This window comes from Streptomyces sp. TRD_SC_5, assembly GCF_056836825.1.
Genome location: NZ_JBWZZS010000001.1, coordinates 5,042,885 through 5,069,116 on the forward strand (window position 1 = coordinate 5,042,885; position 26,232 = coordinate 5,069,116).

General features: G+C 70.5%; 22 protein-coding genes and 1 tRNA gene. 17 read left to right on the forward strand and 6 right to left on the reverse strand.

Features of this window, described 5'->3' with window-relative positions; genetic code table 11:
• Positions 1 to 160: 160 nt before the first annotated feature.
• The 3 genes from AC1P0E_RS23325 to AC1P0E_RS23335 form a co-directional block, all read right to left on the reverse strand.
• On the reverse strand, positions 161 to 1,432 hold the full coding sequence (locus tag AC1P0E_RS23325; protein ID WP_482744078.1) for an ATP-binding protein: 1,272 nt from the start codon (positions 1,430 to 1,432) through the stop codon (positions 161 to 163).
• Entirely contained in the window at positions 1,429 to 2,163 is a 735-nt protein-coding gene (locus tag AC1P0E_RS23330) for a hypothetical protein (protein WP_482744079.1), read from the reverse strand. Before AC1P0E_RS23330 ends, AC1P0E_RS23325 begins: the two co-directional genes overlap by 4 nt.
• 111 nt (positions 2,164 to 2,274) lie before the next feature.
• On the reverse strand, positions 2,275 to 2,583 hold the full coding sequence (locus AC1P0E_RS23335) for a zinc-ribbon domain-containing protein (RefSeq protein ID WP_482744080.1): 309 nt from the start codon (positions 2,581 to 2,583) through the stop codon (positions 2,275 to 2,277).
• A gap of 151 nt (positions 2,584 to 2,734) precedes the next feature.
• Here AC1P0E_RS23335 and AC1P0E_RS23340 point away from each other — a divergent pair, with 151 nt between their 5' ends.
• Positions 2,735 to 3,562 (forward strand): NERD domain-containing protein, encoded by an 828-nt coding sequence (locus AC1P0E_RS23340; RefSeq protein ID WP_482744081.1) that lies wholly within the window; start codon positions 2,735 to 2,737, stop codon positions 3,560 to 3,562.
• A 561-nt stretch (positions 3,563 to 4,123) separates the two neighbouring features.
• On the opposite strand, the gene AC1P0E_RS23345 is transcribed toward AC1P0E_RS23340, so the two are convergent.
• Positions 4,124 to 5,032, reverse strand: coding sequence for an ATP-dependent DNA ligase (locus tag AC1P0E_RS23345; protein ID WP_482744082.1), 909 nt, complete (start codon positions 5,030 to 5,032; stop codon positions 4,124 to 4,126).
• Positions 5,033 to 5,037: 5 nt separating this feature from the next.
• Complete coding sequence (ligD, locus tag AC1P0E_RS23350; protein WP_482744083.1) at positions 5,038 to 5,931, reverse strand: non-homologous end-joining DNA ligase; 894 nt, start codon at positions 5,929 to 5,931, stop codon at positions 5,038 to 5,040.
• Positions 5,932 to 5,983: 52 nt separating this feature from the next.
• Between ligD and ku the strand changes: the two genes are divergently transcribed.
• Together ku and AC1P0E_RS23360 are read left to right on the forward strand one after the other, a co-directional pair.
• Positions 5,984 to 7,060: a non-homologous end joining protein Ku gene (ku, locus tag AC1P0E_RS23355; RefSeq protein WP_482744084.1), complete on the forward strand. Its 1,077-nt coding sequence runs from the start codon at positions 5,984 to 5,986 to the stop codon at positions 7,058 to 7,060.
• Between the two features lie 160 nt (positions 7,061 to 7,220).
• Positions 7,221 to 9,281, forward strand: coding sequence for a phosphocholine-specific phospholipase C (locus tag AC1P0E_RS23360; protein WP_482744085.1), 2,061 nt, complete (start codon positions 7,221 to 7,223; stop codon positions 9,279 to 9,281).
• A gap of 458 nt (positions 9,282 to 9,739) precedes the next feature.
• Here the strand turns inward: AC1P0E_RS23360 and AC1P0E_RS23365 are convergent.
• Positions 9,740 to 9,811, reverse strand: a tRNA-Arg gene (locus tag AC1P0E_RS23365).
• 175 nt (positions 9,812 to 9,986) lie between these two features.
• On the opposite strand from AC1P0E_RS23365, the gene AC1P0E_RS23370 reads away from it, so the two are divergent.
• From AC1P0E_RS23370 to AC1P0E_RS23435, 14 genes are all read left to right on the forward strand, one after another.
• Positions 9,987 to 10,475, forward strand: coding sequence for a response regulator (locus tag AC1P0E_RS23370; protein WP_482744086.1), 489 nt, complete (start codon positions 9,987 to 9,989; stop codon positions 10,473 to 10,475).
• Between the two features lie 146 nt (positions 10,476 to 10,621).
• Entirely contained in the window at positions 10,622 to 11,560 is a 939-nt protein-coding gene (gene nrtL, locus AC1P0E_RS23375) for an ArgS-related anticodon-binding protein NrtL (RefSeq protein ID WP_482744087.1), read from the forward strand.
• A 16-nt stretch (positions 11,561 to 11,576) separates the two neighbouring features.
• Positions 11,577 to 12,968: a diaminopimelate decarboxylase gene (gene lysA / locus AC1P0E_RS23380; RefSeq protein WP_482744088.1), complete on the forward strand. Its 1,392-nt coding sequence runs from the start codon at positions 11,577 to 11,579 to the stop codon at positions 12,966 to 12,968.
• Positions 12,969 to 13,078: 110 nt separating this feature from the next.
• The gene (locus AC1P0E_RS23385) at positions 13,079 to 14,380 is read left to right on the forward strand and encodes a homoserine dehydrogenase (protein WP_482744089.1); all 1,302 of its coding nucleotides are present in this window, start codon (positions 13,079 to 13,081) and stop codon (positions 14,378 to 14,380) included.
• A gap of 6 nt (positions 14,381 to 14,386) precedes the next feature.
• Entirely contained in the window at positions 14,387 to 15,457 is a 1,071-nt protein-coding gene (thrC, locus tag AC1P0E_RS23390) for a threonine synthase (RefSeq protein ID WP_482744090.1), read from the forward strand.
• A gap of 266 nt (positions 15,458 to 15,723) precedes the next feature.
• On the forward strand, positions 15,724 to 16,644 hold the full coding sequence (gene thrB / locus AC1P0E_RS23395) for a homoserine kinase (RefSeq protein WP_482744091.1): 921 nt from the start codon (positions 15,724 to 15,726) through the stop codon (positions 16,642 to 16,644).
• Positions 16,645 to 16,986: 342 nt separating this feature from the next.
• Complete coding sequence (rho, locus tag AC1P0E_RS23400; RefSeq protein WP_482744092.1) at positions 16,987 to 19,077, forward strand: transcription termination factor Rho; 2,091 nt, start codon at positions 16,987 to 16,989, stop codon at positions 19,075 to 19,077.
• Between the two features lie 240 nt (positions 19,078 to 19,317).
• Complete coding sequence (locus AC1P0E_RS23405) at positions 19,318 to 21,066, forward strand: trypsin-like serine protease (protein ID WP_482745874.1); 1,749 nt, start codon at positions 19,318 to 19,320, stop codon at positions 21,064 to 21,066.
• 201 nt (positions 21,067 to 21,267) lie between these two features.
• On the forward strand, positions 21,268 to 22,383 hold the full coding sequence (locus tag AC1P0E_RS23410; RefSeq protein ID WP_482744093.1) for an LCP family protein: 1,116 nt from the start codon (positions 21,268 to 21,270) through the stop codon (positions 22,381 to 22,383).
• Positions 22,384 to 22,531: 148 nt separating this feature from the next.
• Complete coding sequence (rpmE, locus tag AC1P0E_RS23415; protein ID WP_482744094.1) at positions 22,532 to 22,750, forward strand: 50S ribosomal protein L31; 219 nt, start codon at positions 22,532 to 22,534, stop codon at positions 22,748 to 22,750.
• Positions 22,751 to 22,864: 114 nt separating this feature from the next.
• On the forward strand, positions 22,865 to 23,953 hold the full coding sequence (gene prfA, locus AC1P0E_RS23420) for a peptide chain release factor 1 (RefSeq protein WP_482744095.1): 1,089 nt from the start codon (positions 22,865 to 22,867) through the stop codon (positions 23,951 to 23,953).
• Between the two features lie 60 nt (positions 23,954 to 24,013).
• Positions 24,014 to 24,859 carry a peptide chain release factor N(5)-glutamine methyltransferase gene (prmC, locus tag AC1P0E_RS23425; protein ID WP_482744096.1) on the forward strand — a complete coding sequence of 282 codons (846 nt, stop codon included), beginning with the start codon at positions 24,014 to 24,016 and terminating at the stop codon, positions 24,857 to 24,859.
• A 44-nt stretch (positions 24,860 to 24,903) separates the two neighbouring features.
• Positions 24,904 to 25,551, forward strand: a complete 648-nt coding sequence (locus AC1P0E_RS23430; RefSeq protein WP_482744097.1) for an L-threonylcarbamoyladenylate synthase — start codon at positions 24,904 to 24,906, stop codon at positions 25,549 to 25,551.
• Positions 25,548 to 26,198 carry an arsenate reductase/protein-tyrosine-phosphatase family protein gene (locus AC1P0E_RS23435; protein WP_482744098.1) on the forward strand — a complete coding sequence of 217 codons (651 nt, stop codon included), beginning with the start codon at positions 25,548 to 25,550 and terminating at the stop codon, positions 26,196 to 26,198. The genes AC1P0E_RS23430 and AC1P0E_RS23435 overlap by 4 nt, the downstream gene beginning before the upstream one ends.
• The last annotated feature ends 34 nt before the right edge of the window (positions 26,199 to 26,232 follow it).

A 26,232-nucleotide genomic window follows, 5' to 3' on the forward strand; every position in this document is an offset into this window, starting at 1 on the left:
GAAGGGCGGCGGGGCGCGCCGGTTCGTAGTGAACCGGTCCCCGACTCGCCCGGTTTACGCTATTTTCGCCACTCGGTGATCGCAACCCGTCACTCTGCGTGCGCCACGCACGGGGCGCTCGGTGCTTCTCCTGCGGTGCCGGGTGGTTCTCCGGCCCCTACTACCGGTCCAGGTCCTCCGCTGCCTCCGGCAGCCTCAGCGTCGCGACCGCCCCGCCGTCCGGCGCGTTCGCGAAGCTCAGTTCCGCGCCGATGGCCTCCGCCTGCCCCACGGCGATCGTCAGGCCCAGACCGTGCCCCTTGCCGCCGGCGTGCGGCTCGGTCCTGAAGCGCTGCGGGCCGTGTTCCACGAGGTACGCGGGAAAGCCCTCGCCGTGATCGCGCACCGTCACCACCGGCCCGTCCACGGTCATTACGACCGGCTCGCGGCCGTGCCGGTGCGCGTTGCCGATCAGATTGCCCAGCACCCGCTCCAGCCGCCGCCGGTCGGTCTCCACGCAGGTGTCCCGTACGATCCGGACCTCCGTCGGCGCCCCCGGCCCGCGCGTGCCCCTCGCCACGCGCTCGGCGAGCGGTCCGATCCGGTGCACGTCCGGGCTGATCTGCTCGCTGCCCGCGTCGAGCCGGGAGATCTCCAGCAGGTCCTCGGTCAGCAGCCGCATCGCCCGTACCCGGTCCTGGACGAGCTGGGTCGGCCGGCCGGGCGGCAGCAGCTCCGCCGCCGCGTGCAGACCGGTCAGCGGGGTGCGCAGCTCGTGGGCCACATCGGCGGTGAAGCGCTGCTCGCTCTGCAGCTTGCCCTGGAGCGTGGAGGCCATGGTGTCCAGGGCGCCGGCGACCGTGGCCACCTCGTCCTGGGGGCGTGAACCGGCTTTCGTGCGCGGATCGTTGACGCGGGCGTCGAGGTCTCCCGCGCTGATCCGGCGCGCCACCCCGGCGGTCTGGTGCAGGCGGCGCGTCACGCGGGTGACGGCGAAAACGCCGACGAGCAGTGTCGCGGAGATGGCGAGGAAGGACGAGCCGACGATGGCCCGGTCCAGGCCCGTGATCGTACTGACGCCCTGGCTGTAGTCGATCTCGGCGGCCATGGCGCGCCGGTCGGCCGGCGCCGCCGCCCACATGGTCGGGCGGCCGTCGTGCTCGCTGACGAGCGTGCCGTGCCGGCCGGACAGGGCGAGGTCGCGCAGCGAGGCGGGCAGCCCCTCCGGGTCGATGCCGGTGTCCGGCGGCAGCGGATCGCCGGCTTCGTACGCCCGAGTCGCCTCCTGCAGCCTGGTGAGCGCCTTCTCGCGGGCCTGGTTGAGGGTCTGGTGCGTTACGGAGACGTGGACGAGCGCGCCGAGGAGCGCCGCGAGCGCGCAGCACATCACGGTGATGAAGGCGGCGGCCTTCCAGGTGAGCCGCCCGGTCCAGGCGGGCAGGCGGGGCCTCATGGGCGACTGCCGGGGGTGGTCGTGTGCGAGTGGGAAGGCAGCGTCTCGCCGCTCTCCTCGTCCACCCGCAGGATTTCGTCGTGGGTGGGGAGCATGGCGTGCTGGTGGTCGTCCCAGGACCATGCCGTCCTGTACTCGTATCCCGGCAGGTTCGACGGCGCCCGGATGATGAGGTCACGGCTCGCCAGCGAGACCCCGATCACGGCGTCGGTGGTGCCCATGATGCGGGTCAGCCGGCCCTTCTCGGCCAGGTAGCAGCGCACCGCGAGCTGACCCTTGGGCAGGGAGACGCCGATGATCAGCTCGGCGTTGCCGTCGCCGGTGAGGTCGCGGTAGTACGCCTTCAGTACGGGACACGACTCCGGCTTCGTGTCGCAGGCCCGGAGCTGCCCGGCGGTCTCCTCGTACACCCCGTCGGGCCCGCTGAGGGTGTCGGGATGCGCGGCCTGCTCGGCCTGGACGACGGCCACCGGATCGACCTCGCGCACGTCGTCGCCCGGCACCCCGATCCCGCGAACCGTCTCTGTTTCGCCCTCGCCGTAGTCCATGGGAGGGGCCGTGGCGGGCGGCCGCTCGGGCCACAGGCGGGTCGGACCGATGGCGGTGGGTGTGGGCCCGGCGCTCTCGAGCTCGCCCGCGTCGGCGCAGCCCGACAGCGCGAACAGCGCCGACAGCGCTGCGGCGGCGGACAGGAGCAGCAGTGCCGCGCGGGCGGGGCGGTGCGCGCTCAAGGCTCCCCTCTCAGCGGGGCCGAGGTCGTGCGAGTCGTCCCGTAGACCTTATGGGCAAGAATGTGGCTTTTCTACTTCGCGTCTACTTCGCGCGCAGCCTGCTTCGGCGGCTCAGCGCTGGTAAGGATTCTGCCCGGGCTGGTGCTGCGGGGGAGCCTGCCCGTACGCCTGGTCGCCGCCACCCTGGGCCTGCGTCGCCTCGAGCTGCTCGGCCTGCTCCTTGCCGACCTGCTGCTCGGCGCCGCAGAAGGTGCACTGGGTCGCGTACTTCGTGGAGAACGGGAACAGCGGGACGAAGAACAAGGTGAACTTGCTGACGCGCTTCTTGAGCGTGTGCGCGGCGGGATTGCCGCAGCGCCCGCACACCAGCGTGATGATGGCCAGTTGGTAGAGATAGCTCTTGCTGCCAAAGATGATCATTCGATGGACCCCTCCGTGCCGTGCCGAGTCGCTCGGTGCCGTGATCAGCGCGTACGCCCTGTGCTGTCGAGTCTGCACCAAGCGGACCGGGAAGGGGCATTGCCCCTGTGGCTCCGGTACTGCTCCCATGGGCTGGGGATGGTGATGGGGCATGACGGCACTGAGGATCGTACCGACGCGGCACCAGGGGCAGGAGCGGCTGTACGTCAGCCTGCCCGACGGCACGAGCATCGCCTGGTACGACCGGGAATCCGGGCGCGTCAGTCTGCTGGCGGACGACGGGAGGGAGGCCGTACTGGCCGCCCTCGCCCCGTACGTCACAGGGCCTGTCACGGTGGGGCCGCCGCCGGTCCCCACGGCCGATGACCTGGCCCGCCTCGCCCTCCACCCGGACGACGACCTGGCGCCGAACCGTCCCGGCGAGGCGCTGTACGCGGCGCTGGCGCGGACCTCGGGCGGGCCGGCGCGCCGCCGCTTCCGTAGCGACCCGCTGCGCGACGCGCTGGCGGCGGAACAACTGCTGGGCGAGGAACTGGACCGCTTGGAGGAGACGGGGGCGGGGGCGGGCTGGCGCGTACTGCACTCGATCCCACTGCCGGGCGGGGCGCACATCAGTCACCTCCTGATCGGCCCGGCCGGCGCGCTGAGCGTACGCACGGTGCACGCGGGGAACGGGCGCGGCCGCGTCAGGATCGCCGACCCCCTGGTGGCCGTCGGCCGCGCCGAGCCCCTGCCACAGCTGCGCTGGGCCCGCCGCGACGCCGAACGCGCGTCGTTCGCCCTGACGGCGTCGGTACGCCCGGTGCTGGCGCTCGCGGGGGCGGGAAGGGTGGACCCGGCGCCCACGCTGCGCGATGTGCGGGTGCTGAGGGAGTACGAGGTGAGGACGCTGGCCCGGGCGGGCGGCGTCCTGAAGCCGGCGGACGTCGAGTCCCTGTACGCGACGGCCCGCAACCGCCGAACCTGGCTCTGCCGCTGACGAACGCGGGTGGCGGCGGAAGGCTGGGCGCGTACGCCGCGCACCGGGCTGCCCCCTCGCCCCGCCGGACGGACTGAACACCCCGCCCCGCCCCGCCGCGAACCCCTCGCGGCCCCGCCGCGCATGGGGCTCCGCCTCCGGCCTCGGTCCTCAAATGCCGGACGGCTGCATTTCCCGGACACGGGCCAGGTCGAATTCCCCTTCCGGGGGCGGAATTTCGAGTTGTCCGGAGTGAGGCGGACTTCCCGGCTCGGGCGAAGAAAAAGAGCCCGTCCGGCGATTGAGGACACGCGGCGGCAGCCGCAAGGGACAAAGCGGGAAAGGGGCGGGGCGGGGCACTGCGAAGGCGCCCGCCGCGGCGCCGGGCGCGCCTGCGAGGCGCGAAGGTGGCGGCTGCCGGGCGGCGGAGCCGCGTATGGGACGGCTGGGGCCGGGATGTTCAGCCCGTCCGGCGCTTGAGGACCGCGGTCCGGGGCGGGGCCCCGTGTGGCCTCGGTGGGCCGTCCGCGCGCCCGCCCGCCCGCGCCCGCCCCGCTCAGCGGTCCGCCCCCCGCCCCCCGCTCACCGATCCGCCGGACGCAACCGCTGGACCGTCGTGGTCGCGTGGCGGCCGACGTCCTGGCGTACCTCGGCCAGCACACCCGCGCCCACCTTCCGGTACGGCACGTCCCCGAGCCCGATCGCGACGATCCGCTCCTCGCCCTCGTCCGTCACCCCGGCCAGCGCCTCCCGCGCCTGCGCCCGCACCGCCGGTGTCAGCGGGCTCGACAGCAGCGGGTCCGCGTCCCCCGGAAGCACGAGCACCAGCGCCCGCGGGTGCCGCGCCGTGCCCGTGTAGCCGGCGACGGCCGCGTCACGCGTGTCCGAATGCCGCACCTTCACCCAGGACTTGGCGTCCTGAGTCCGGTAGCGCGAGGCCAGGCCCTTGCACACCAGCCCCTCCACCCCCTGGCCCACCAACGCCTCGTACCAGATCAGCGCCTGCTCGCGGTCGGTCGTCGCCAGCACCCGCTGCACCTGCGGACCCGCCCCGGCCTCCTCCAGGACGGCGCCGAGCAGCTCCCACCGCTGCTCCAGCGGCAGTTCGCGTACGTCGCGCCCCGGCACGGCCAGTACGTCGAAGGCGACGTACGCCACCACGACCCCGTCCGCCACCCGCGCGGCGTGCGGCCGCATCAGCTGCGCGAACGCGAACGCCCCGTCCGCCCACGCGCACACCTCCCCGTCCAGGACCAGCCCCGCCGGCAGCGCGCCGACCGCCGCCGCGATGTCCGGGAAGTCGAGCGCCATGTTCCGCCCCGAGCGGGACTGGAGCACGGCCGCGCCCCCGTCACCCCGCGCGAACGCCACGCACCGGAACCCGTCCAGCTTGACGCTGTACTGCACCCCGCCCGGCAGCCCGTTCGCCGCCGGGATCTCCGCCGCCGTCCGGGGCCGCATCACCTGGACGGGCGGTACGACCGTGACCACGCCGCTCACCCCTTCGGCAGCGGATGGGCATGGTCCGGATCGACCAGCGGGCCGAGCAGGTCGCCGTACCGCTCCAGCCGTACTCCGATGTCCCCGGCCCGGAAGACGAGCCGCGCCGGGTCCGCCCGCCCGTCCTCCACCTCGCCCCAGGCCACCGGCGTCGAGACGGTCGGCTCGGTCTTCGCCCGCAGCGTGTACGGCGCGGCGGTCGTCTTCGCGGCGGCGTTCTGGCTGAAGTCGACAAAGACCTTCCCCGGCCGCAGCGCCCGCGTCATCCGGTGCACGACCAGCTCCCCGAGCGCCTCCTGCGCCTCCACCGCGAGCCCCTTCGCGTACGCCGACACCTCCTCGGACGGCGTCGGCTCCAGCGCCGCCAGCAGATGCAGCCCCTTGGAGCCGGAGGTCTTCGCGTACGCCTCGATGCCGTCCGCCGCGAGCCGCTCCCGCAGCCACAGCGCGACCTCGGCGCACTCCGCGACACCCGCCGGCGCCCCGGGGTCGAGGTCGAGGACCAGCCGGTCGGCGATGCCCGGATCGGGGGCCAGCCACTGCGGCGTATGGAACTCCACCACCAGGTTCGCCGCCCACATCAGCGTCGGCAGGTCCTGAACGACGACCTGGCGCGCCGTCTGCCCCTCGGTGCGCGAGACCTCCGCCGTCCGCACCCAGTCGGGCGTACCCTGCGGCGGATTCTTGGTGAAGAACAGCTGCCCGTCGGGGCCGTCCGGATAGCGCAGGAACGACACGGGCCGGTCGCGCAGATGCGGCAGGAACGCGTCCGCGGTCGTTGCGTAGTAGTGCAGCACCTCGCCCTTGGTGGTCCCGGTGGCGGGATAGAGGACCTTGTCCAGATTGCTGAGCGCCAGGCGCCGCCCCTCCACCTCCGTGATAGGCGACATACGATGAGAATCCCACGTATTCATCATTAAAGGCTTCTCAAGGGGGCGAAACGTGCGATCCATCTGGAACGGTGCCATCTCCTTCGGCCTGGTCAGCATCCCGATCAAGCTGGTGAACGCCACCGAGCACCACTCGATCTCGTTCCGCCAGATCCACACCGCCGACGGCGGCCGCATCCGCTACCGGAAGGTCTGCGAGCTCGACGGCGAGGAGATCCCGTCGTCCGAGATCGGCAAGGGGTACGAGGAGCCGGGCGGCGGCATCATGCCGATCACGGACGACGACCTGGCCGCGCTCCCGCTGCCCACGGCCAAGACGATCGAGATCGTCGCCTTCGTTCCGGCGGCCAGGATCGACCCCCTCCAGATGGACTCGGCGTACTACCTGTCCGCGAGCGGTGTGCCTGCCGCCAAGCCGTACGTCCTGCTGCGCGAGGCACTCAAGCGCAGCGACAAGGTGGCGGTGGCCAAGTTCGCGCTGCGCGGCCGTGAGCGGCTTGGCATGCTGCGCGTCGTGGACGACGTCATCGTCATGCACGGACTGCTCTGGCCCGACGAGGTACGGGAACCCGAGGGTGTCGCGCCGGAGACGGACGTGACGGTCCGCGACGCCGAACTCGACCTGGCCGACGCCCTGATGAACACCCTGGGCGATGTCGAACTCGAATCGCTCCACGACGACTACCGTCAGGCGGTCGAGGAGATGATCGCCGCGAAGGCCTCGGGCGGCGAGCTCCCGGCGGAGGCCGCGCCGGCGGCCGGTGGCGGCCAGGTGATCGACCTGATGGCGGCGCTGGAGAAGAGCGTGCGGGCGGCGAAGGAGTCGCGCGGCGAGGACGAAGGGGAAGGTGAGGGCGAAGAGGTCGCCGAGGTCACGCAGATGGAGAGAGGCAAGGAGAGGGGCAAGGAGAGGGGCGGGGCGGCGGCCTCCTCCTCCGACGCGAAGAAGAAGCCGGCGGCGAAGAAGGCGGCCACGGCGAAGAAGGCCGGCGCGGCCAAGAAGACGACCGCGGCGCAGAAGCAGCAGGCCACCGGGGAGAAACAGTCGGCGCGGTCGTCCACGGCGAAGAAGACCACGGCGGAGACCACCGCGAAGAAGTCGGCCCCCAGGAAGCGCACATCGGCCTGACGGGCGGCCGGTGACCGCCATTCCGCAGCCCCGTGCGCCCGCGTTGGCGACGTATACCGCGACTCTTCACAGTGTCGTCACCACCCCTTCCTTTCCACTCGGTCCTCTTGGAACATTCTGATCGCTTCTGTCTCCTCACACCCCAAGAGGCCCCACACTCATGCCAGAACTCAATAGGCGCCGCTTCCTCCAGATCGCCGGCGCGACCGCGGGCTTCGCCGCCCTGTCGAGCAGCATCGACCGCGCCGCCGCCATCCCGGCCAACCGGGCGTCCGGCACGATCCAGGACGTCGACCACATCGTCGTACTGATGCAGGAGAACCGTTCCTTCGACCACTACTTCGGCGCGATGAAGGGCGTACGGGGCTTCGGAGACCCGCGCCCGGTGACGCTGCCCAGCGGAAAGCCGGTCTGGTACCAGGCGGACGGCAACAAGAAGGAGACGCTGCCGTTCCACCCGACGGCCGACGACCTCGGCATGCAGTTCCTCCAGGGCCTCAACCACGACTGGGCGGGCGGCCACAAGGCGATCAACAAGGGCAAGTACGACCAGTGGGTGCCCGCGAAGACGCCGACGACGATGGCGTACCTGACGCGGGAGGACATTCCCTTCCACTACGCCCTCGCCGACAAGTTCACGGTGTGCGACGCGTACCACTGCTCGTTCATCGGAGCCACCGACCCCAACCGCTACTACATGTGGACGGGTCACACCGGCAACGACGGAACCGGCGGCGGCCCGGTCCTCGGCAACGAGGAGGCGGGCTACGGCTGGACGACGTACCCCGAGCGCCTGGAGAAGGCCGGGGTCTCCTGGAAGATCTACCAGGACACCGGCGACGGCCTGGACGCCGCCGGCCACTGGGGCTGGATAAATGACGCCTACCGGGGCAACTACGGCGACAACTCGCTCCTGTACTTCAACCAGTACCGCAACGCCAAGCCCGGCGACCCGCTGTACGACAAGGCCCGCACCGGCACCAGCGTCAAGAACGGCGACGGCTACTTCGACGACCTCAAGGCCGACGTCCAGGCCGGCAAGCTCCCGAAGATCTCCTGGATCGCCGCCCCGGAAGCCTTCACCGAGCACTCCAACTTCCCCTCCAACTACGGCGCCTGGTACATCGCGCAGGTGCTGGACGCGCTGACGTCCAACCCGGAGGTGTGGAGCCGGACGGCCCTGTTCATCACGTACGACGAGAACGACGGCTTCTTCGACCACATCGTGCCGCCGTACCCGCCGGCCTCCGCCGCCCAGGGCAAGTCCACCGTCGACACCTCCACCGAGCTCTACGCGGGCGGATCGTCGTACGCGGCGGGCAACTACGGCCTCGGCCCGCGCGTCCCCATGCTCGTCGTCTCGCCCTGGAGCACCGGCGGTTACGTCTGCTCCGAGGTCTTCGACCACACCTCGATCATCCGATTCATGGAACGCCGCTTCGGCGTGAACGAGCCCAACATCTCCCCGTGGCGACGCGCCGTCTGCGGCGACCTCACCTCGGCCTTCGGCTTCGGTACGCCGGACGCGGAGCCTGCCGAGCTGCCCGACACCGCCGCGTACGAGCCGCCGGACCGCGAGCGCCACCCCGACTACCGGCCCACCGCGCCGGCCGTCGGCAGCATGCCCAAGCAGGAGCCGGGCGCGCGCCCGGCCCGTGCGCTGCCGTACGCGCCCTACGTGGACGGCGCCGTCAACGTCGGCGACGGCCGCATCGCCCTCACGTTCAGCCCGGGCGCGGCGGCCGGAGCGCAGTTCTACGTCACGTCGGCGAACCGCACCGACGCCCCGTGGACGTACACCGCCGAGGCCGGCAAGAAGATCTCCGACACCTGGAACTCGGCGTACTCCAAGGGCACCCACCACCTCACGGTCCACGGCCCGAACGGCTTCCTGCGCACCTTCAGGAGCCCCGCCAAGACCGCGTGCCCCGAGGCGACGGCCCGCCACAACGCGACCACCGGAAACCTCGACCTGACGCTGACGAACCCGGGCGCCGCGACCGCCAATCTCACCGTCAGCAACGCGTACGGCGGCGCGCCGCAGACGTTCCCGGTGCGCGCCGGCGCCACGGTGACGCACTCGGTGGACCTGCGCGCCACCAAGCGCTGGTACGACGTGTCCGTGGTCTCCGACACGAACACCACCTTCCTGCGCCGCTTCGCCGGCCACGTGGAGACGGGTGCGCCGGGCGTCAGCGACCCGGCGACGATCACCACCTGACAGCGCGCCAGTGGTGGGGCAGGCCATACCCGTCACCTCCACCTGGGGGGACGGGTATGGCCGGCCCCGGCTTCTACGGTGAGGCCATGCGACCGATCCACGTGACTGCCGTCGCGTTCACGCTCGTCGTCATCTGGGGATTGCCCAACTCCACAACGACCTCGACTACCCCGACGACGCTTCCCCCGGCGGCTGCAGTGCGCCGGCCACTCCAGCATCTGCACCTCCTTACTCGGCTTCAGCGGTGTGGCGCGGGACGGCGACGGCACCTGCTGCGGCCGAAGAGCTGTCGGATGAGGAAACTGCCGCAGCCGCGTCATGGGGTCGAAGGTGCACACGCCACTCACACGTAAGCAGGATGGGAACGACAAAGAGCCGGACCCAGTGGGACTGGGTCCGGCTCTTGAAGTCTGGCACTTCCGCAGGTCAGCGGTTGTTTCACGCTGGTCCGGCTTCTGTGCCCCCGGCAGGATTCGAACCTGCGCACACGGCTCCGGAGGCCGTTGCTCTATCCCCTGAGCTACGGGGGCGTACCGCCGTGGTTAAGCGGCGACGGGTTGAACACTACCAGCTCCCGCCGGGTGTCCATGAACAGGTTTTGGGAGCATCGGGCCCGTGCCCCGGCAGGCTTGTGGGTCTCGGGGTGCGGGGGTCCGCCGGCCGCTGTCCCGGCCCCGCTGTGCCGTTCGTCGTCCCCCTCCCGGGGTGGAAGTGGGCAAAAGCCGGACGCGGTGGTGGGGGGCGACCTACTCTCGAGTTGTGCCAGGCGTGTCCGGCCGCGTGCTTGTTGTGGACGACAACAAGGTCATCCGGCAGTTGATCAGGGTCAATCTCGAGCTGGAGGGCTTCGAGGTGGTGACCGCGGCCGACGGTGCCGAGGCTCTGGACATCGTTCACCGGGTCTGCCCCGACGTCGTGACGCTGGACGTCGTGATGCCGAGGCTGGACGGGTTGCGTACGGCCGCCCGGCTCCGGGACGACCCGCGGACCAGCCACCTGCCCGTCGCGATCATCAGCGCGTGTACGCAGTACGAGGTGGAGAGCGGCCTTGCCGCAGGCGTCGACGCCTTCCTCTCCAAGCCCTTCGAGCCCGCCGAGCTCGTCAGGATCGTCCGGCAGTTGATGCACCAGGAGCGCCCCCCGTCCGCCGACGGCAGGCATGAAGCCGGGCAGGCCGGGCGTACGGTCGGCTGAGTTCGCCGTCGAGGTGACGGTGGAGCCGGGAGTGCCCGCCGGTGCAGCGACGAGCACGGCCCCGGCGGTGCATCGGCGGGGCCGGCGGTGACCGGATGGCGAAACCGGTTCGCGTTGCGACCCCCCTCCTCCCATACGCTTGTCCCGTGACCCCCGCAGAGCTCTCCCGTACCGTGCTGCGCGCCGTGCGTCGCGCCGTGGACGAGGACGTGCTGCGGGCGCCGGTGCCGGAGCGCGCCGTCGTCGAGCGGCCGCGGCCCGGCGGCCGTGGCGATTACGCCAGCAACGTCGCCCTCAAGCTCGCCGGACCCGCCGGCCGCCCCGCCCGCGAGGTCGCCGAGATCCTGCGCGGGCTGCTTCTGGGGGACGGGGCGATCGCCGACGTCGAGGTCACCGGGCCCGGATTCCTGAATTTCACCCTCGCGCAGGACACGCACGCTTCCGTCGTACGTACCGTCCTCGCCCAGGGGCCCGCGTACGGGCATGGCCGCGCCCTCGCCACCGACGTCGTCCGAGTCGGCAACGGGCCCCTCGCCGACGCCGTCGCCCGGCTCGTCCACGCCCAGGGCGCGACAGTCGTACGCACGGAGACCGGGGAGGCGTACGACCTCTCCGCGCTCGTCGCGCGCCTCGGGCGGGATGCCGCCGTGTGGAGCCTCCTGTGGCCCACCGCGACCGCTACCCCCGACGGCCTCCTCGTGCAGCGCGAGACCAACCCCCTCTTCCGCGTGCGGTACGCCCACGCCCGCACCCGCGCCCTGGTACGGAATGCCGCCGCGCTCGGGTTCCAAGGAGAGGGAGAGGCTGAGGAGGGGGAGGCCGGTCCGCTCGTGCGTCTCCTCTCCGACCACCCCGCCGTCCTCGAAGCCGCCGCCCGCCACCAGGCCCCCGACCGGCTCGCGCGGCACCTGGACATGGTGGCGGAGGGCTTCTTCCGCTTCCACGACACCCACCCCGTCCTGCCCCTCGGCGACGAGAAACCCTCGGTCGCCCACCGTTCCCGGCTGGCCCTCGCCGAGGCCACCGGAACGGTGCTCGCCGGCGGCCTGTCCTTGCTCGGCATCAGCGCCCCCGAACATCTGTGAGAGAGACAGAAGACCCATGAGCCGTTCCGCACACCCCGCCGGGCCCCGTCACGCCGACGTCTACCCCGAGGGCCACTACACCGCCCCGGCCGCCGACCTCAACGTCCTCGACGAGAAGGTCTGGGCCAGGACCGTCCGGCGTAATGACGATGGTGTCGTCTCCGTCGGTGGTATCGAAGTCAGCCGCCTCGCCGAGGAGTTCGGCACGCCCGCCTACTTCCTCGACGAGAGCGACTTCCGCGCCCGCTGCCGGGCCTGGGCCGACGCCTTCGGGCCGGACGCCGACGTGTTCTACGCCGGGAAGGCCTTCCTCTCGCGGGCCGTCGTCCGCTGGCTCCAGGAGGAGGGGCTCAACCTCGACGTCTGTTCCGGTGGTGAGCTGACCACCGCCCTCGACGCCGGAATGCCCGCCGAGCGCATCGCTTTCCACGGCAACAACAAGTCGGTCGAGGAGATCGAGAGGGCTGTACGCCTCGGGGTCGGCCGGATCGTCCTCGACTCCTTCCAGGAGATCGTCCGCGTCGCGCACATCGCGCAGAGCATGGGCAAGCGCCAGCGCGTGCAGATTCGCGTGACCGTCGGGGTCGAAGCCCATACGCACGAGTTCATCGCCACCGCCCACGAGGACCAGAAGTTCGGGATCGGGCTCGCGGACGGGCAGGCGGCCGAAGCGGTACGGCGGGCCCTGCGGCTCGACGGGCTCGAGCTCATCGGCATTCACTCCCACATCGGGTCGCAGATCTTCGACATGGCCGGTTTCGAAGTGTCCGCGCGCCGTGTCGTGCAGCTGCTCGCCGAAGTACGCGACGAGCACGGTGTCGAGCTGCCCGAGATCGACCTCGGCGGCGGCCTCGGCATCGCGTACACCTCCGAGGACGACCCCGGCGAGCCGCACCAGATCGCCAAGGCGCTCAACGAGATCGTCAGCAGGGAGTGCGAGGCCCACGGGCTGGCCACCCCGCGCATCTCCGTCGAGCCCGGGCGCGCCATCGTCGGGCCGACCGCCTTCACCCTCTACGAGGTCGGCACCATCAAGCCGCTGGAGGGACTGCGTACGTACGTGAGTGTGGACGGTGGCATGTCCGACAACATCCGCACCGCCCTCTACGACGCCGAGTACAGCGTGGCGCTGGTGTCGCGGACCTCGGACGCCGATCCGATGCTCGTGCGCGTCGTCGGCAAGCACTGTGAAAGTGGCGACATCGTGGTGCGGGACGCTTTCCTGCCCGCCGATCTCGCGCCCGGTGATCTCATTGCCGTGCCCGCCACCGGCGCTTACTGCCGCTCGATGGCCAGCAACTACAACCACTCGCTGCGCCCGCCCGTCGTAGCCGTCGATGATGGACAGGCGCGCGTGATCGTCCGACGCGAGACGGAGGAAGATCTCCTGCGTCTCGATGTCGGCTGATGAAATAGATGTCTCGCAATCTGGACCGGGGACAGAAACTCCCGTCCGGTGAGTGAGACTGGTTCACACTCAAGCAAGAAACGCTGTGCTGAATGAAAGGCGTAGGTCGAATGATGCGTACGCGTCCGCTGAAGGTGGCGCTGCTGGGCTGTGGTGTGGTCGGCTCAGAGGTGGCGCGCATCATGACGACGCACGCCGACGACCTCGCCGCGCGCATCGGAGCCCCGGTCGAGCTCGCCGGGGTCGCGGTGCGGCGCCCCTCCAAGGTCCGTGAGGGCATCGACCCCGCGCTGATCACGACGGACGCGACCGCCCTGGTCAAACGGGGCGACATCGACGTCGTCATCGAGGTCATCGGCGGCATCGAGCCGGCCCGTGCCCTCATCACCACCGCGTTCGAGCACGGCGCCTCCGTCGTCTCCGCGAACAAGGCACTGCTCGCGGAGGACGGCGCGGCCCTGCACGCCGCCGCCGAGGAGCACGGGCGGGATCTGTACTACGAGGCCGCCGTCGCCGGCGCCATCCCGCTCGTACGGCCGCTGCGCGAGTCGCTCGCCGGCGACAAGGTCAACCGGGTGCTCGGCATCGTCAACGGCACGACCAACTTCATCCTCGACAAGATGGACACGAGCGGAGCCGGTTACTCCGAGGCGCTCGACGAGGCCACCGCCCTCGGGTACGCCGAGGCCGACCCCACCGCCGACGTCGAGGGCTTCGACGCCGCCGCCAAGGCCGCCATCCTGGCCGGGATCGCCTTCCACACCCGGGTGCGGATCGGCGACGTACACCGGGAAGGGCTGACCGAGGTCACCGCCGCCGACATCGCTTCCGCGAAGCGCATGGGCTGCACCGTCAAGCTGCTCGCCATCTGCGAGCGCGCCGCCGACGGCAAGTCCGTCACCGCGCGCGTCCACCCGGCGATGATCCCGCTGACCCACCCGCTGGCCTCGGTCCGCGAGGCGTACAACGCGGTCTTCATCGAGGCCGAGGCGGCCGGGCAAATCATGTTCTACGGTCCGGGCGCCGGCGGCGCTCCGACCGCGTCCGCCGTGCTCGGCGACCTCGTGGCCGTCTGCCGGAACCTGGTCGCGGAGACCACCGGGCCCGGCGAGTCGGCGTACACCCAGCTTCCTGTCAGCTCCATGGGCGAGGTCGTCACGCGGTACCACATCAGCCTTGATGTGGCCGACAAACCGGGTGTTCTCGCCCAGGTCGCGACGGTCTTCGCCGAGCACGGTGTCTCCATCGACACCGTGCGCCAGCAGAGCCGGCAGGACGGAGGCGGCGAGGCATCCCTCGTCGTCGTCACCCACCGCGCGCCCGACGCCGCCCTTTCGGGGACCGTCGAGGCGCTGCGCAAGCTCGACACCGTGCGCGGTGTCGCCAGCATCATGCGTGTTGAAGGGGAGTAAGGACCCATGACCAGCATCGGCACCCACCAGTGGCGGGGCATCATCGAGGAGTACCGGGACCGTCTTCCGGTGACGGAGACGACGCCCGTCGTCACGCTCGGCGAGGGTGGCACGCCGCTCGTACTGGCGCAGGTCCTCTCCGAGCGCACGGGCTGCGAGGTGTACCTCAAGGTCGAGGGCGCCAACCCGACCGGCTCCTTCAAGGACCGCGGCATGACGATGGCGATCACCCGTGCCAAGGAGGAGGGCGCGAAGGCCGTCATCTGCGCCTCCACCGGCAATACGTCGGCCTCGGCCGCCGCCTATGCCGTACGCGCCGGAATGGTCTGCGCCGTCCTCGTGCCGCAGGGCAAGATCGCACTCGGGAAGATGGGCCAGGCGCTCGTGCACGGCGCCAAGATCCTCCAGGTCGACGGCAACTTCGACGACTGCCTGACGCTGGCCCGCAGCCTGTCGGACAACTACCCCGTGGCGCTGGTCAATTCGGTCAACCCCGTTCGCATTGAGGGGCAGAAGACGGCAGCCTTCGAGATCGTCGACCGGCTCGGCGACGCCCCGGACATTCACGTGCTTCCCGTGGGCAACGCCGGAAACATCACGGCGTACTGGCGCGGCTACCGCGAATACGCGGCGGACAAGATCTCCACGCACAGCCCGCGAATGTGGGGCTTCCAGGCCTCCGGCTCGGCGCCGATCGTGCGCGGCGAGGTCGTCAAGGACCCGCACACCGTCGCCACCGCGATTCGCATTGGCAACCCCGCTTCCTGGCAGTACGCCCTCGCCGCGCGCGACGAGTCGGGCGGCCTCATCGATGAAGTGACCGACCGTCAGATTCTGTCCGCCTACCGGCTGTTGGCCTCCCAGGAGGGCGTCTTCGTCGAGCCGGCGTCGGCAGCCAGCGTCGCCGGTCTGCTCAAGGCCGCCGACGAGGGCAAGGTCGACCCGGGGCAGAAGATCGTCTGCACGGTGACCGGAAACGGCCTCAAGGACCCGGACTGGGCGGTGGCCGGAGCGCCGCAGCCCGTCACGGTGCCGGTGGACGCCGCGACGGCCGCGGAGCGCCTCGGCCTCGCGTAGGGCGCCCGGCGGGGGCCGGCAGGCGGCGTAAAGCCCCGTAAGGCCCCGTAAGACCAGACATAGGCGCACAGGACGGCTCGCGACACGCATCGTGCGCCTCCTGTGCGCCCTATGTCGTCACAGAACCTTCCTTCGATAAGCTGTACTGAACCCGCCCCGCCGCATATGCCGCGGTGCTGTTGCCGTCATGGCCTTCGGGTGTTCGTACTTCCCGCATTCCCCGCTTCCCGCAAATCTCGCAGTCCCACAAGGAGAGTCGTCGAGCGATGGCCGGTCCCGCGTTCCGCGCCGCCGCCGTAAGGGTGCGCGTCCCCGCCACCAGCGCAAATCTTGGTCCCGGCTTCGATGCCCTGGGCCTGTCGCTGGGGCTGTACGACGATGTCGTCGTCCGGGTCGCGGACTCCGGGCTGCACGTCGACATCGCAGGTGAGGGCGCCGAGACGCTGCCCCGCGACGAGAGTCACCTGCTCGTACGGTCGCTCCGTACCGCCTTCGACCTGCTCGGCGGACAGCCGCGCGGCCTCGAGGTCGTCTGCGCCAACCGCATCCCGCACGGTCGCGGCCTCGGCTCCTCCTCCGCCGCCATCTGCGCCGGCATCGTCGCCGCGCGCGCCGTGACCATAGGCGGCGACGCGCGGCTCGACGACGCCGCGCTGCTGGAGCTGGCGACCGAGATCGAGGGCCACCCCGACAACGTCGCCGCCTGCCTGCTCGGCGGCTTCACGCTCGCCTGGACCGACGGGGGAGCGGCCAGGGCGATCAGGATGGACCCCGCGAGTTCCATCGTTCCGGTGGTCTTCGTCCCCGGAAAGCCGGTGCTCACCGAGACCGCCCGCGGCCTGCTGCCGCGCACCGTCCCCCATGTGGACGCCGCCGCCAACGCGGGCCGCGCCGCCCTGCTCGTAGAAGCCCTGACCAGGCGTCCCGAGCTGCTGCTCGCGGCGACCGAGGACCGACTCCACCAGGACTACCGCGCCCCGGCGATGCCGGAGAGCCTGGCCCTGGTCAACCGACTGCGCGCGGACGGCGTCCCCGCGGTCATCTCCGGCGCGGGCCCCACGGTGCTCGCGCTGGTCGAGGACAGTGCGGCCGACAAGGTCGCGCGACTGGCGGGCGAGGGGTGGGCGGCCAACCGGCTGGCTCTCGACGCCGCCGGAGCGAGTGTCCTGCCGCTCGGAGCGCAGTGACACACGATTGCCGGTGAACGAGAGGGGGAATATTTGTTGGATCCGGTAGTGTTAATCTCAAGTCTGCACCCGGCGTCCTCGTGGCGCGGTGCATCGTGTCCCCGTTCGGGACCACCATTCTTCCGGGAGCCTCCCCAACTGCCTGAGCAGCCTGCCTGAGCAGTTTCGAGCACGCTCCGGAACCGGCATTGCAAGAGCCGGACCCCCAGCACGTTGCACATTTTCTTTCCGCCGTACCCCGGCGGACCACCGCCCCGGCACGGTTTACCAAGACCGCAGTCGGACAGCACAACCGGTCGCCGAGCCAGACAGGCCGACGTCCGCTCCAGGGAAGGACCCTTCGTGAGCGACACCACCGATCTGATGGGCGTGACTGCCGACAAGAATGTCGACAACACCGCGCCCGCCGCAGGTGCTGCCACTGGTAGTGCCGCACGGCGCCGCCGCTCCGGCACCGGCCTCGAGGGCATGGTCCTGGCCGAGCTGCAGCAGGTCGCGTCCGGCCTCGGGATCAGGGGCACCGCGCGTATGCGCAAGAGCCAGCTGATCGAGGTCATCAAGGAAGCGCAGGCCGGAGGCTCGTCCCCGGCGAAGAGCGCCGAGACGGCCGGCTCCGCTGCCGAGACCAAGCCGAAGCGCCGCGCGACCTCCAAGGCGCGTACGGGCGACGAGACCGCTGCGGCCCCGGCCGCCGCGCCCGCTGCTGAAAAGGCTGTAGCCCAGCAGCAGATCGACATCCCCGGCCAGCCGGCCAGCGACGACCAGCCGGTCGGCGAGCGCCGCCGGCGTCGTGCCACCGCCCAGGCGGGCAGCCCCGAGACGGCTGTCGCCACCGAGGTGAAGGCCGAGCCCAAGGGCGACGTCAAGACAGAGGCACGGACCGACGCGCAGCCCGAGGCCAAGGCCGAGGCCGCCGTCAGCGCGCCTGCTCAAGAGGGTGCCGAGGGCCGCCGGGGTGACCGCCAGGAGCGCGGTCAGCGCGGCGACCGCCGCGAGCGCGGCCAGCGTGACCGTGGCGAGCGTGGTGACCGCGGTGACCGTGGTGACGGCGCGCGCGGCGACCGCCAGGACCGTGGCGACCGCGGTGACCGCCGTGACCGCGGCAAGGGCGACGACCAGGCCGGCCAGCGCCAGCAGCGTCAGGGCGGCCAGGGTGGCCCCCAGAACGCCGGTCCCCAGGACGACGACGACTTCGAGGGTGGCCGCCGTGGCCGCCGCGGCCGCTACCGCGACCGCCGTGGCCGTCGTGGCCGCGAGGAGTTCGGCAGCGACGCGCCGCCGGTCTCCGACGACGACGTCCTGATCCCCGTCGCGGGCATCCTGGACATCCTCGACAACTACGCGTTCATCCGGACCTCCGGCTACCTGCCGGGCCCGAACGACGTGTACGTATCGCTGGCCCAGGTCCGCAAGAACGGCCTGCGCAAGGGTGACCACGTCACCGGCGCCGTCCGCCAGCCCAAGGACGGCGAGCGCCGCGAGAAGTTCAACGCGCTCGTACGCCTCGACTCGGCGAACGGCATGGCGGCCGAATCCGGCCGCGGACGCCCGGAGTTCCAGAAGCTGACGCCGCTGTACCCGCAGGACCGTCTGCGTCTGGAGACCGACCCGGGCGTCCTGACGACCCGGATCGTCGACCTCGTCGCGCCGATCGGCAAGGGCCAGCGTGGCCTGATCGTGGCCCCGCCGAAGACCGGTAAGACCATGATCATGCAGGCGATCGCGAACGCGATCACCGTCAACAACCCCGAGTGCCACCTGATGGTCGTCCTCGTCGACGAGCGTCCTGAAGAGGTCACCGACATGCAGCGGTCGGTGAAGGGCGAGGTCATCTCCTCGACCTTCGACCGCCCGGCCGAGGACCACACCACCGTCGCCGAGCTGGCCATCGAGCGCGCGAAGCGTCTCGTCGAGCTGGGTCACGACGTGGTCGTCCTGCTGGACTCGATCACCCGTCTGGGCCGTGCGTACAACCTCGCGGCTCCCGCGTCCGGACGAATCCTGTCCGGTGGTGTCGACTCGACCGCGCTCTATCCGCCGAAGCGCTTCTTCGGTGCGGCGCGCAACATCGAGGACGGCGGCTCGCTGACCATCCTGGCCACCGCACTCGTCGAGACCGGCTCGCGCATGGACGAGGTGATCTTCGAGGAGTTCAAGGGCACCGGCAACATGGAGCTCAAGCTCGACCGGAAGCTCGCCGACAAGCGCATCTTCCCGGCTGTGGACGTCGACCCGTCCGGCACCCGTAAGGAGGAGATCCTCCTCAACGCGGAAGAGCTCGCCATCGTCTGGAAGCTGCGCCGGGTGCTGCACGCACTCGACTCGCAGCAGGCGATCGAGCTTCTGCTGGACAAGATGAAGCAGACGAAGTCGAACGCCGAGTTCCTGATGCAGATCGCGAAGACGACTCCCTCGGGCAACGGCAGCGACTGACCGCAGTAGCGCCCAGCGCGCCGGCCGCGCCAACTGAGCCGCCCCGTCACGAAAGTGGCGGGGCGGCTTTGCTGCGCCCGGCCCTAAACGTCTCCCGCGGGGAGATGTTGCCAAGTTGTGTTCACGAGTTGGTCACAAGTGACTGTTGGTGTACGGGAGTCGGTCGTACGATCGGTCGGCCACAGGTGGGGGGATCCATTTGGGGCGCCTCATCGACATCTGAATCAGGAGTCCCGAGTGATCTCAGGCAAGCAGGGCGGCACGCATCGCCGCCGCGTGCGCATAGCAGTGCCGGCCGCGGCCGCCGCGATCGCAGCCGCCGTGGCCGGTGCGATGCTGATGGCCCCGGCCAGTGCCGCGGAGCCGCTGCCCAAGCCCACGATCAAGCCGGCCGTCAGCTCGCCCTCCCAGGCCGAGCTGGCAGCGCGCCTCGCGGCCGCGGCCAAGACGGCCGAGGAGCCGCCCAAGGGCGCCAAGTTCTCGGCGGGCGCCACGATCGACCCCAAGGTCATCGGCGGTACGGAAACCAGCATCACCTCGGCCCCGTGGATGGCGCAGCTCTTCTACGAGGACGGCGCCAACTCCTTCTTCTGCGGCGGCGCAGTCATCGCGCCGACGAAGATCCTCACCGCGGCGCACTGCGTCAAGGGTGTGGACTGGAAGAGCAACGGAGTCGTCGTCACCGGCACCGAGACCCTGGCGACCGACCCGAACCACGGCGGCGCCATGAGCGGTGTCTGGCGGCAGTGGAACCACCCGAAGTACAGCGACTACACGCTCGACAACGACATCGCGGTCCTGACCCTGGACTACCCGGTCAAGGCCAAGCCGATCAACATCACGAAGTCGGACGACACCACGTCGTACAAGCCGGGGACCACCGCCACGGTCTACGGCTGGGGCCGCACGACCTCCACCAGCAACGACATCTCGCCGACCCTGAAGAAGGCGAGCCTGCCGATCAACTCCGACGCCACGTGCGCCAATTGGCAGCTCGGCGGCGAGTTCATCAAGGGCCACATGGTCTGCGCGGGCAAGCCCGCGAGCGGCCAGGACGACGGCACGACGACCGCCTGCAACGGCGACTCGGGCGGCCCCCTGGTCGTCGGCGGAAAGATCGTCGGCGTGGTCTCGTGGGGCATCGAGGACTGCGTGGAGAAGGGCGCGTACAGCGTCTACGCCAAGGTCAGCTCGTACGCCGGCTCCGTCGTCCCGCGCGTCGACGACGCCAACCTCACCAACGACCACCGGTCCGACGTGCTGGCCCGCCGCAGCGCGTCCGACGGCACGCTGTACTACTACGCGTCCAAGGGCACCTCGTTCGCCACGCGCGTCTCGGCCGGCAACTACAGCAACACCAATGTGATCCTCCAGACCGACCTCAACCGGGACGACTACGAGGACATCGTCTTCCGGACCAAGTCCGGTGACGTCTGGTGGCAGCACTTCGTGCCGTCCACCGAGCAGTGGGCCGAGACGAAGATCGCGTCCGGCTGGAGCTCCAGGAAGCAGATCGTCTTCCCCGGTGACGTCACCGGCGACGCCCTGCCCGACCTGCTGTCCGTCGACTCCGCGGGCGTCCTGTGGATCTACCCGGGCAAGGGCAACGGCACCTTCTCGCCCCGCGTCAAGGTCGGCAGCGGCTGGAACCAGTTCAACTCGGTGCGCGGAAACGGTGACTTCACCGGCGACGGCAAGGCCGACCTGATCGCGCGCAAGGCCGGCACGTCCGAGATGTTCCTCTACAAGGGGACCGGCAAGGCCGGCGCCGGCGCCTTCGCGTCCAAGCTCAAGGTGCGTACGTGGAGCGGCTACAACGCCTTCGACGCGGCCGGCGACGTCACCGGTGACGGCAAGGCCGACTACCTGGCCCGTACGCCCGGCGGCACGCTCTACCTCTACCCGGGCACCGGCAAGGCCTCGTCGGAGATCTTCGCCACACGCGTCAAGATCGGAACCGGCTGGCAGCAGTACAACATCTTCGGCTGAAAACCCTGGTGAGACGGGACTTTGGTCCCTCTCGTCCGGGCCACTCATCCGCGCCCTGTGGCCCCTGCCCCCAGCAGGGGCCACAGGGCGTTGTGCAACCCTTCACGGTGATCCGTCGTCTGACAAGTGTCGTAAGTGCCGACAAACCGTGCCTGATCACCACGGCAGGGGGTACCGGAACCAACGAGCGCTGGGGAGAACATGACCGAGCAGGAGAGCAGGAGCAGCCGAATACGGGGCACCGGCAAACGCCGGAAGCAGCCCGAACCCGGCGCTCGCCCCAAGGCGCTGGCCGTCACCGCCTGGGCCGCCGCGGGCGTGGTGCTGCTGGGCGGCACCGGACTCGGTTTCGTGTACTTCAAACTCAACGGCAATCTCAAGGGCGTTGACATCAACACCCAGCTCGGCAGCGACCGCCCCGACGACGTGGACAACGGTTCCCTGGACATCCTCGTCCTCGGCTCCGACTCCCGCTCGGGCGACAACGCCAAGTACGGCGAGGACGAAGGCGGCGCCCGCTCCGACACGGCGATGGTCATGCACGTGTACGAGGGCCACAAGAAGGCCAGCGTCGTCTCGATACCGCGCGACACCCTGATCGACCGCCCCACGTGCGCCTCGGACAGCGGCGGCGGGAGCGTCCCCGGCGGAAAGCACCAGATGTTCAACACGGCGTACCAGGCGGGCGGTCCGGCCTGCGCGGTCAAGACCGTCGAGAAGATGTCCGGCATCCGTATGGACCACTACGTCGAGGTCGACTTCACCGGCTTCAAGAAGCTCATAGACGACCTGGGCGGCGTGGAGATCACCACGAACCGGTCCATCAACGACGACAAGAGCCACCTCCACCTGAAGCCCGGCACGCACACCCTCGACGGCGAGAAGTCGCTCGGTCTCGTACGGACCCGCAAGAGCGTCGGCGACGGCAGCGACCTCGGTCGCATCCAGCTCCAGCAGGCCTTCATGAAGGCACTGATCAACCAGGTCAAGAACGTCGGCGTCTTCACGAGCCCCAAGAAGCTGTACGACCTGGCCGACAGCGCCACCAAGACCGTCACCACCGACTCCGACCTCGCCTCGGTCAATGAGCTGGTGAGCTTCGCGGGCGGCCTCAAGGGCATCGGCGCCGGCGACATGAAGATGGTGACGCTGCCCGTGCAGTACGACCCGGCCGACCCCAACCGTGTCCTGCCGCTCCAGCGCCAGTCCAAGCAGGTCTGGGACGCTCTGCGCCGGGACAAGCCCGTGCCGGCTTCCGCGACCAAGGACTCGGCGGGCGACAAGGGCGACGCGGGCAAGGTCGTACAGAGCCAGTAGCGGGACCGGTGGCGGGTGGGGAATAGTTCCGGCCCGTCCCCGGTTTTGGGAGATGCGGCCAGTGCTGGCAGACTGGTACGTCGGCCCCGGTTCACGTATGCGCAATCCGCGCGTGCGACCCGGCGCCCTCCCGAAACTAGGAGTCACCTTGAAGCGCGAAATCCACCCCGAGTACTTCGACACCCAGGTCAGCTGCACCTGTGGCGCGACGTTCACCACCCGCAGCACGATCTCCAGCGGCACCGTCCGCGCCGAGGTCTGCTCCGAGTGTCACCCGTTCTACACGGGCAAGCAGAAGATCCTCGACACCGGTGGCCGCGTGGCCCGCTTCGAGGCCCGCTTCGGCAAGGCTGCCGCCGCGAAGTAGCGAGCCAATGCGCCGGTCCTCGGCCGCTCCGTACAGGGGCGGGGAGGACCGGCGCTTTGTCGTGACGCACAGTCCGCACTTCCCACTCGTTTTTTGCAACCCAGGAGCCCGAAGATGTTCGAGGCGGTCGAGGATCTGATCGGCGAGCACGCCGATCTCGAGAAGAAGCTGGCCGACCCCTCGGTCCACGCGGACCAGGCCAACGCGCGGAAGCTGAACAAGCGCTACGCCGAACTGACCCCGATCATCGGGACGTACCGGACCTGGAAGCAGACCGGCGAGGACATCGTCACGGCGCGCGAATTCGCCCACGACGACCCGGACTTCGCCGCCGAGCTCAAGCTGCTGGAGAAGCAGCAGAACGAGCTCACCGAGAAGCTGCGGCTGCTCCTCGTCCCGCGCGACCCCAGCGACGACAAGGACGTCATCCTCGAGGTCAAGGCGGGCGCGGGCGGCGACGAGTCGGCCCTGTTCGCCGGCGACCTGCTGCGGATGTACCTGCGGTACGCCGAGCGCATCGGCTGGAAGACCGAGATCATCGACGCCACCGAGTCCGAGCTGGGCGGCTACAAGGACGTCCAGGTCGCCGTGAAGACCAAGGGCGGCAACGGCGCGACCGAGCCCGGCCAGGGCGTCTGGGCGCGGATGAAGTACGAGGGCGGTGTGCACCGCGTGCAGCGCGTGCCCTCCACCGAGTCCCAGGGCCGTATCCACACCTCCGCGGCGGGCGTGCTGGTCACCCCCGAGGCGGAGGAGGTCGACGTCGAGATTCACGCGAACGATCTCCGTATCGACGTCTACCGCTCGTCGGGCCCCGGCGGCCAGTCCGTCAACACCACCGACTCCGCCGTGCGCATCACGCACCTGCCGACCGGCGTCGTCGCCTCCTGCCAGAACGAGAAGAGCCAGCTCCAGAACAAGGAGCAGGCCATGCGCATCCTGCGCTCGCGGCTGCTCGCCGCAGCTCAGGAAGCCGCCGAGCAGGAAGCCTCCGACGTACGCCGCAGCCAGGTCCGCACGGTTGACCGCTCGGAGAAGATCCGTACGTACAACTTCCCGGAAAACCGGATCTCGGACCACCGCGTGGGCTTCAAGGCGTACAACTTGGACCAGGTACTCGACGGCGAACTGGACGCGGTGATCCAGGCCTGCGTCGACGCCGACTCCGCCGCCAAGCTCGCGGCGGCCCAGGAAAGCCAGTAGGCCGAGAACGCCAAGCACGCCAGGAACGCCAGTAAGCCCCCTGCAAGTCGGAGGACCGGGATGAATCTGCTGCTCGCCGAGGTGGCTCAGGCCACCCAGCGGCTGGCCGACGCCGGCGTGCCCTCACCGCGATTCGACGCGGAGGAGCTCGCCGCGTTCGTGCACGGCGTCAAGCGGGGAGAGCTGCACAACGTCAAGGACGCCGACTTCGACGCGCGCTACTGGGAGACCGTCGCGCGCCGCGAGGCCCGCGAACCGCTGCAGCACATCACCGGACGCGCCTTCTTCCGCTTCCTGGAGCTCCAGGTGGGCCCCGGCGTCTTCGTCCCGCGCCCCGAGACCGAATCGGTCGTGGGCTGGGCGATAGACGCCGTACGCGCCATGGACGTCGTCGAGCCGCTCATCGTCGACCTGTGCACCGGCTCGGGCGCCATCGCGCTCGCCATGGCGCAGGAGGTGCCGCGCTCGCGCGTGCACGGCGTGGAGCTGTCCGACGACGCCATCAAGTGGACCCGCAAGAACGCCGAGGGGTCGCGCGTCACCATCCACCAGGGCGACGCCAGGACCGCCCTCCCGGAGCTCGACGGCCAGGTCGACCTGGTCGTCTCCAACCCTCCCTACATCCCGCTCACCGAGTGGGAGTACGTCGCTCCCGAGGCCCGTGACCACGACCCGGAGATGGCTCTCTTTTCCGGCGAGGACGGCCTCGACCTGATCCGCCACATCGAGCGCACCGCCCACCGGCTGCTGCGGCCCGGCGGCGTCGTCGTCATCGAGCACGCCGACACCCAGGGCGGCCAGGTGCCGTGGATCTTCACCGAGGAGCGTGGCTGGGCCGACGCGGCCGACCACCCCGACCTGAACAACCGGCCCCGCTTCGCGACCGCCCGCAAGGCCATGCCGTGACCGCCGGCCGCAAAAACCAGTTCCCGCACGAGGAGGCCCGTTAAATGGCACGGCGATACGACTGCAACGACGCGACCGACCGCAAGACCGGTCTGCGCGAAGCCGCGGCCGCCGTCCGTCGTGGCGAGCTGGTCGTCCTGCCGACCGACACCGTCTACGGCATCGGGGCCGACGCCTTCAGCGCCGAGGCCGTCGGCGACCTCCTGGAGGCCAAGGGCCGGGGCCGCAACATGCCCACGCCCGTCCTCATCGGCTCCCCGAACACCCTGCACGGCCTGGTCACCGACTTCTCCGAGCAGGCGTGGGAACTTGTCGACGCGTTCTGGCCGGGAGCCCTGACCCTGGTCGCCCGCCACCAGCCGTCCCTCCAGTGGGACCTGGGCGAGACGCGCGGCACGGTCGCCGTCCGCATGCCGCTGCACCCGGTGGCGATCGAGCTTCTGACCGAGTTCGGCCCGATGGCCGTCTCCAGCGCCAACCTCACGGGACACCCGTCTCCGGAGGACTGCGACGCGGCTCAGGAAATGCTCGGCGACTCGGTGTCCGTCTACCTCGACGGCGGCCCGACGCCCGGCATCGTCCCGTCGTCGATCGTCGACGTCACGGGCAAGGTCCCCGTCCTGCTGCGAGCCGGTGCGCTGTCCGCCGAGGAGCTGCGCAAGGTCGTACCCGACCTCGAGGTGGCCAGTTGACCGCCCTTGACGGGCGTGGCATAGCCGAAGGCAGCACCAGCGACACCTTCCGTATCCTCCACGTCAGCACCGGCAACGTCTGCCGCTCGCCGATCACCGAGCGGCTGACCCGCCATGCCCTCAGCGACCGCCTGGGCGACCCGATGACCCGTGGCCTCGTCGTGGAGAGCGCGGGCACCTGGGGGCACGAAGGCGCGCCCATGGAGGCGAACGCCGCCGCCGTGCTCGCCGACTTCGGCGCGGACGCGGCGGGGTTCACCGGGCGGGAGCTGCTGGACGAGCACGTCATCCGCGCGGACCTGGTCCTGACCGCGACCCGGGACCACCGCGCCCAGGTCATCTCGATGGGCCACTCGGCGGGCCTGCGCACCTTCACGCTCAAGGAGTTCACGCGGCTCGTACGGGCCATCGACCCGGCCACTCTGCCCGACCCGCTGCAGGAGGGCGTGGTGGAGCGGGCACGCGCGCTCGTGCGGGCGGCGGCGGCGCTGCGCGGGTGGCTGCTGGCCCCCAGCGTGGAGGCCGACGAGGTGTACGACCCGTACGGCGCCCCCATCACCTTCTTCCGGTCGATCGGCGACGAGATCAACACGGCGCTGGACCCGGTGGTCACGGCCCTGACGGGCACCCCGGCCCGCACCCCCTGAGGGGCGGGGTGGGGAAAAAGGAACGTCTCGCACG

What these genes read in the sequence shown, in the direction of transcription:
- AC1P0E_RS23325 (WP_482744078.1), bottom strand. Translation starts at nt 1,432, where the DNA reads ATGAGGCCCCGCCTGCCCGCCTGGACCGGGCGGCTCACCTGGAAGGCC.
- AC1P0E_RS23335 (WP_482744080.1), bottom strand. Translation starts at nt 2,583, where the DNA reads ATGATCATCTTTGGCAGCAAGAGCTATCTCTACCAACTGGCCATCATC.
- AC1P0E_RS23340 (WP_482744081.1), top strand. Translation starts at nt 2,735, where the DNA reads ATGACGGCACTGAGGATCGTACCGACGCGGCACCAGGGGCAGGAGCGG.
- ligD (WP_482744083.1), bottom strand. Translation starts at nt 5,931, where the DNA reads ATGTCGCCTATCACGGAGGTGGAGGGGCGGCGCCTGGCGCTCAGCAAT.
- AC1P0E_RS23360 (WP_482744085.1), top strand. Translation starts at nt 7,221, where the DNA reads ATGCCAGAACTCAATAGGCGCCGCTTCCTCCAGATCGCCGGCGCGACC.
- lysA (WP_482744088.1), top strand. Translation starts at nt 11,577, where the DNA reads ATGAGCCGTTCCGCACACCCCGCCGGGCCCCGTCACGCCGACGTCTAC.
- AC1P0E_RS23385 (WP_482744089.1), top strand. Translation starts at nt 13,079, where the DNA reads ATGATGCGTACGCGTCCGCTGAAGGTGGCGCTGCTGGGCTGTGGTGTG.
- thrC (WP_482744090.1), top strand. Translation starts at nt 14,387, where the DNA reads ATGACCAGCATCGGCACCCACCAGTGGCGGGGCATCATCGAGGAGTAC.
- thrB (WP_482744091.1), top strand. Translation starts at nt 15,724, where the DNA reads ATGGCCGGTCCCGCGTTCCGCGCCGCCGCCGTAAGGGTGCGCGTCCCC.
- AC1P0E_RS23410 (WP_482744093.1), top strand. Translation starts at nt 21,268, where the DNA reads ATGACCGAGCAGGAGAGCAGGAGCAGCCGAATACGGGGCACCGGCAAA.
- prfA (WP_482744095.1), top strand. Translation starts at nt 22,865, where the DNA reads ATGTTCGAGGCGGTCGAGGATCTGATCGGCGAGCACGCCGATCTCGAG.
- prmC (WP_482744096.1), top strand. Translation starts at nt 24,014, where the DNA reads ATGAATCTGCTGCTCGCCGAGGTGGCTCAGGCCACCCAGCGGCTGGCC.
- AC1P0E_RS23430 (WP_482744097.1), top strand. Translation starts at nt 24,904, where the DNA reads ATGGCACGGCGATACGACTGCAACGACGCGACCGACCGCAAGACCGGT.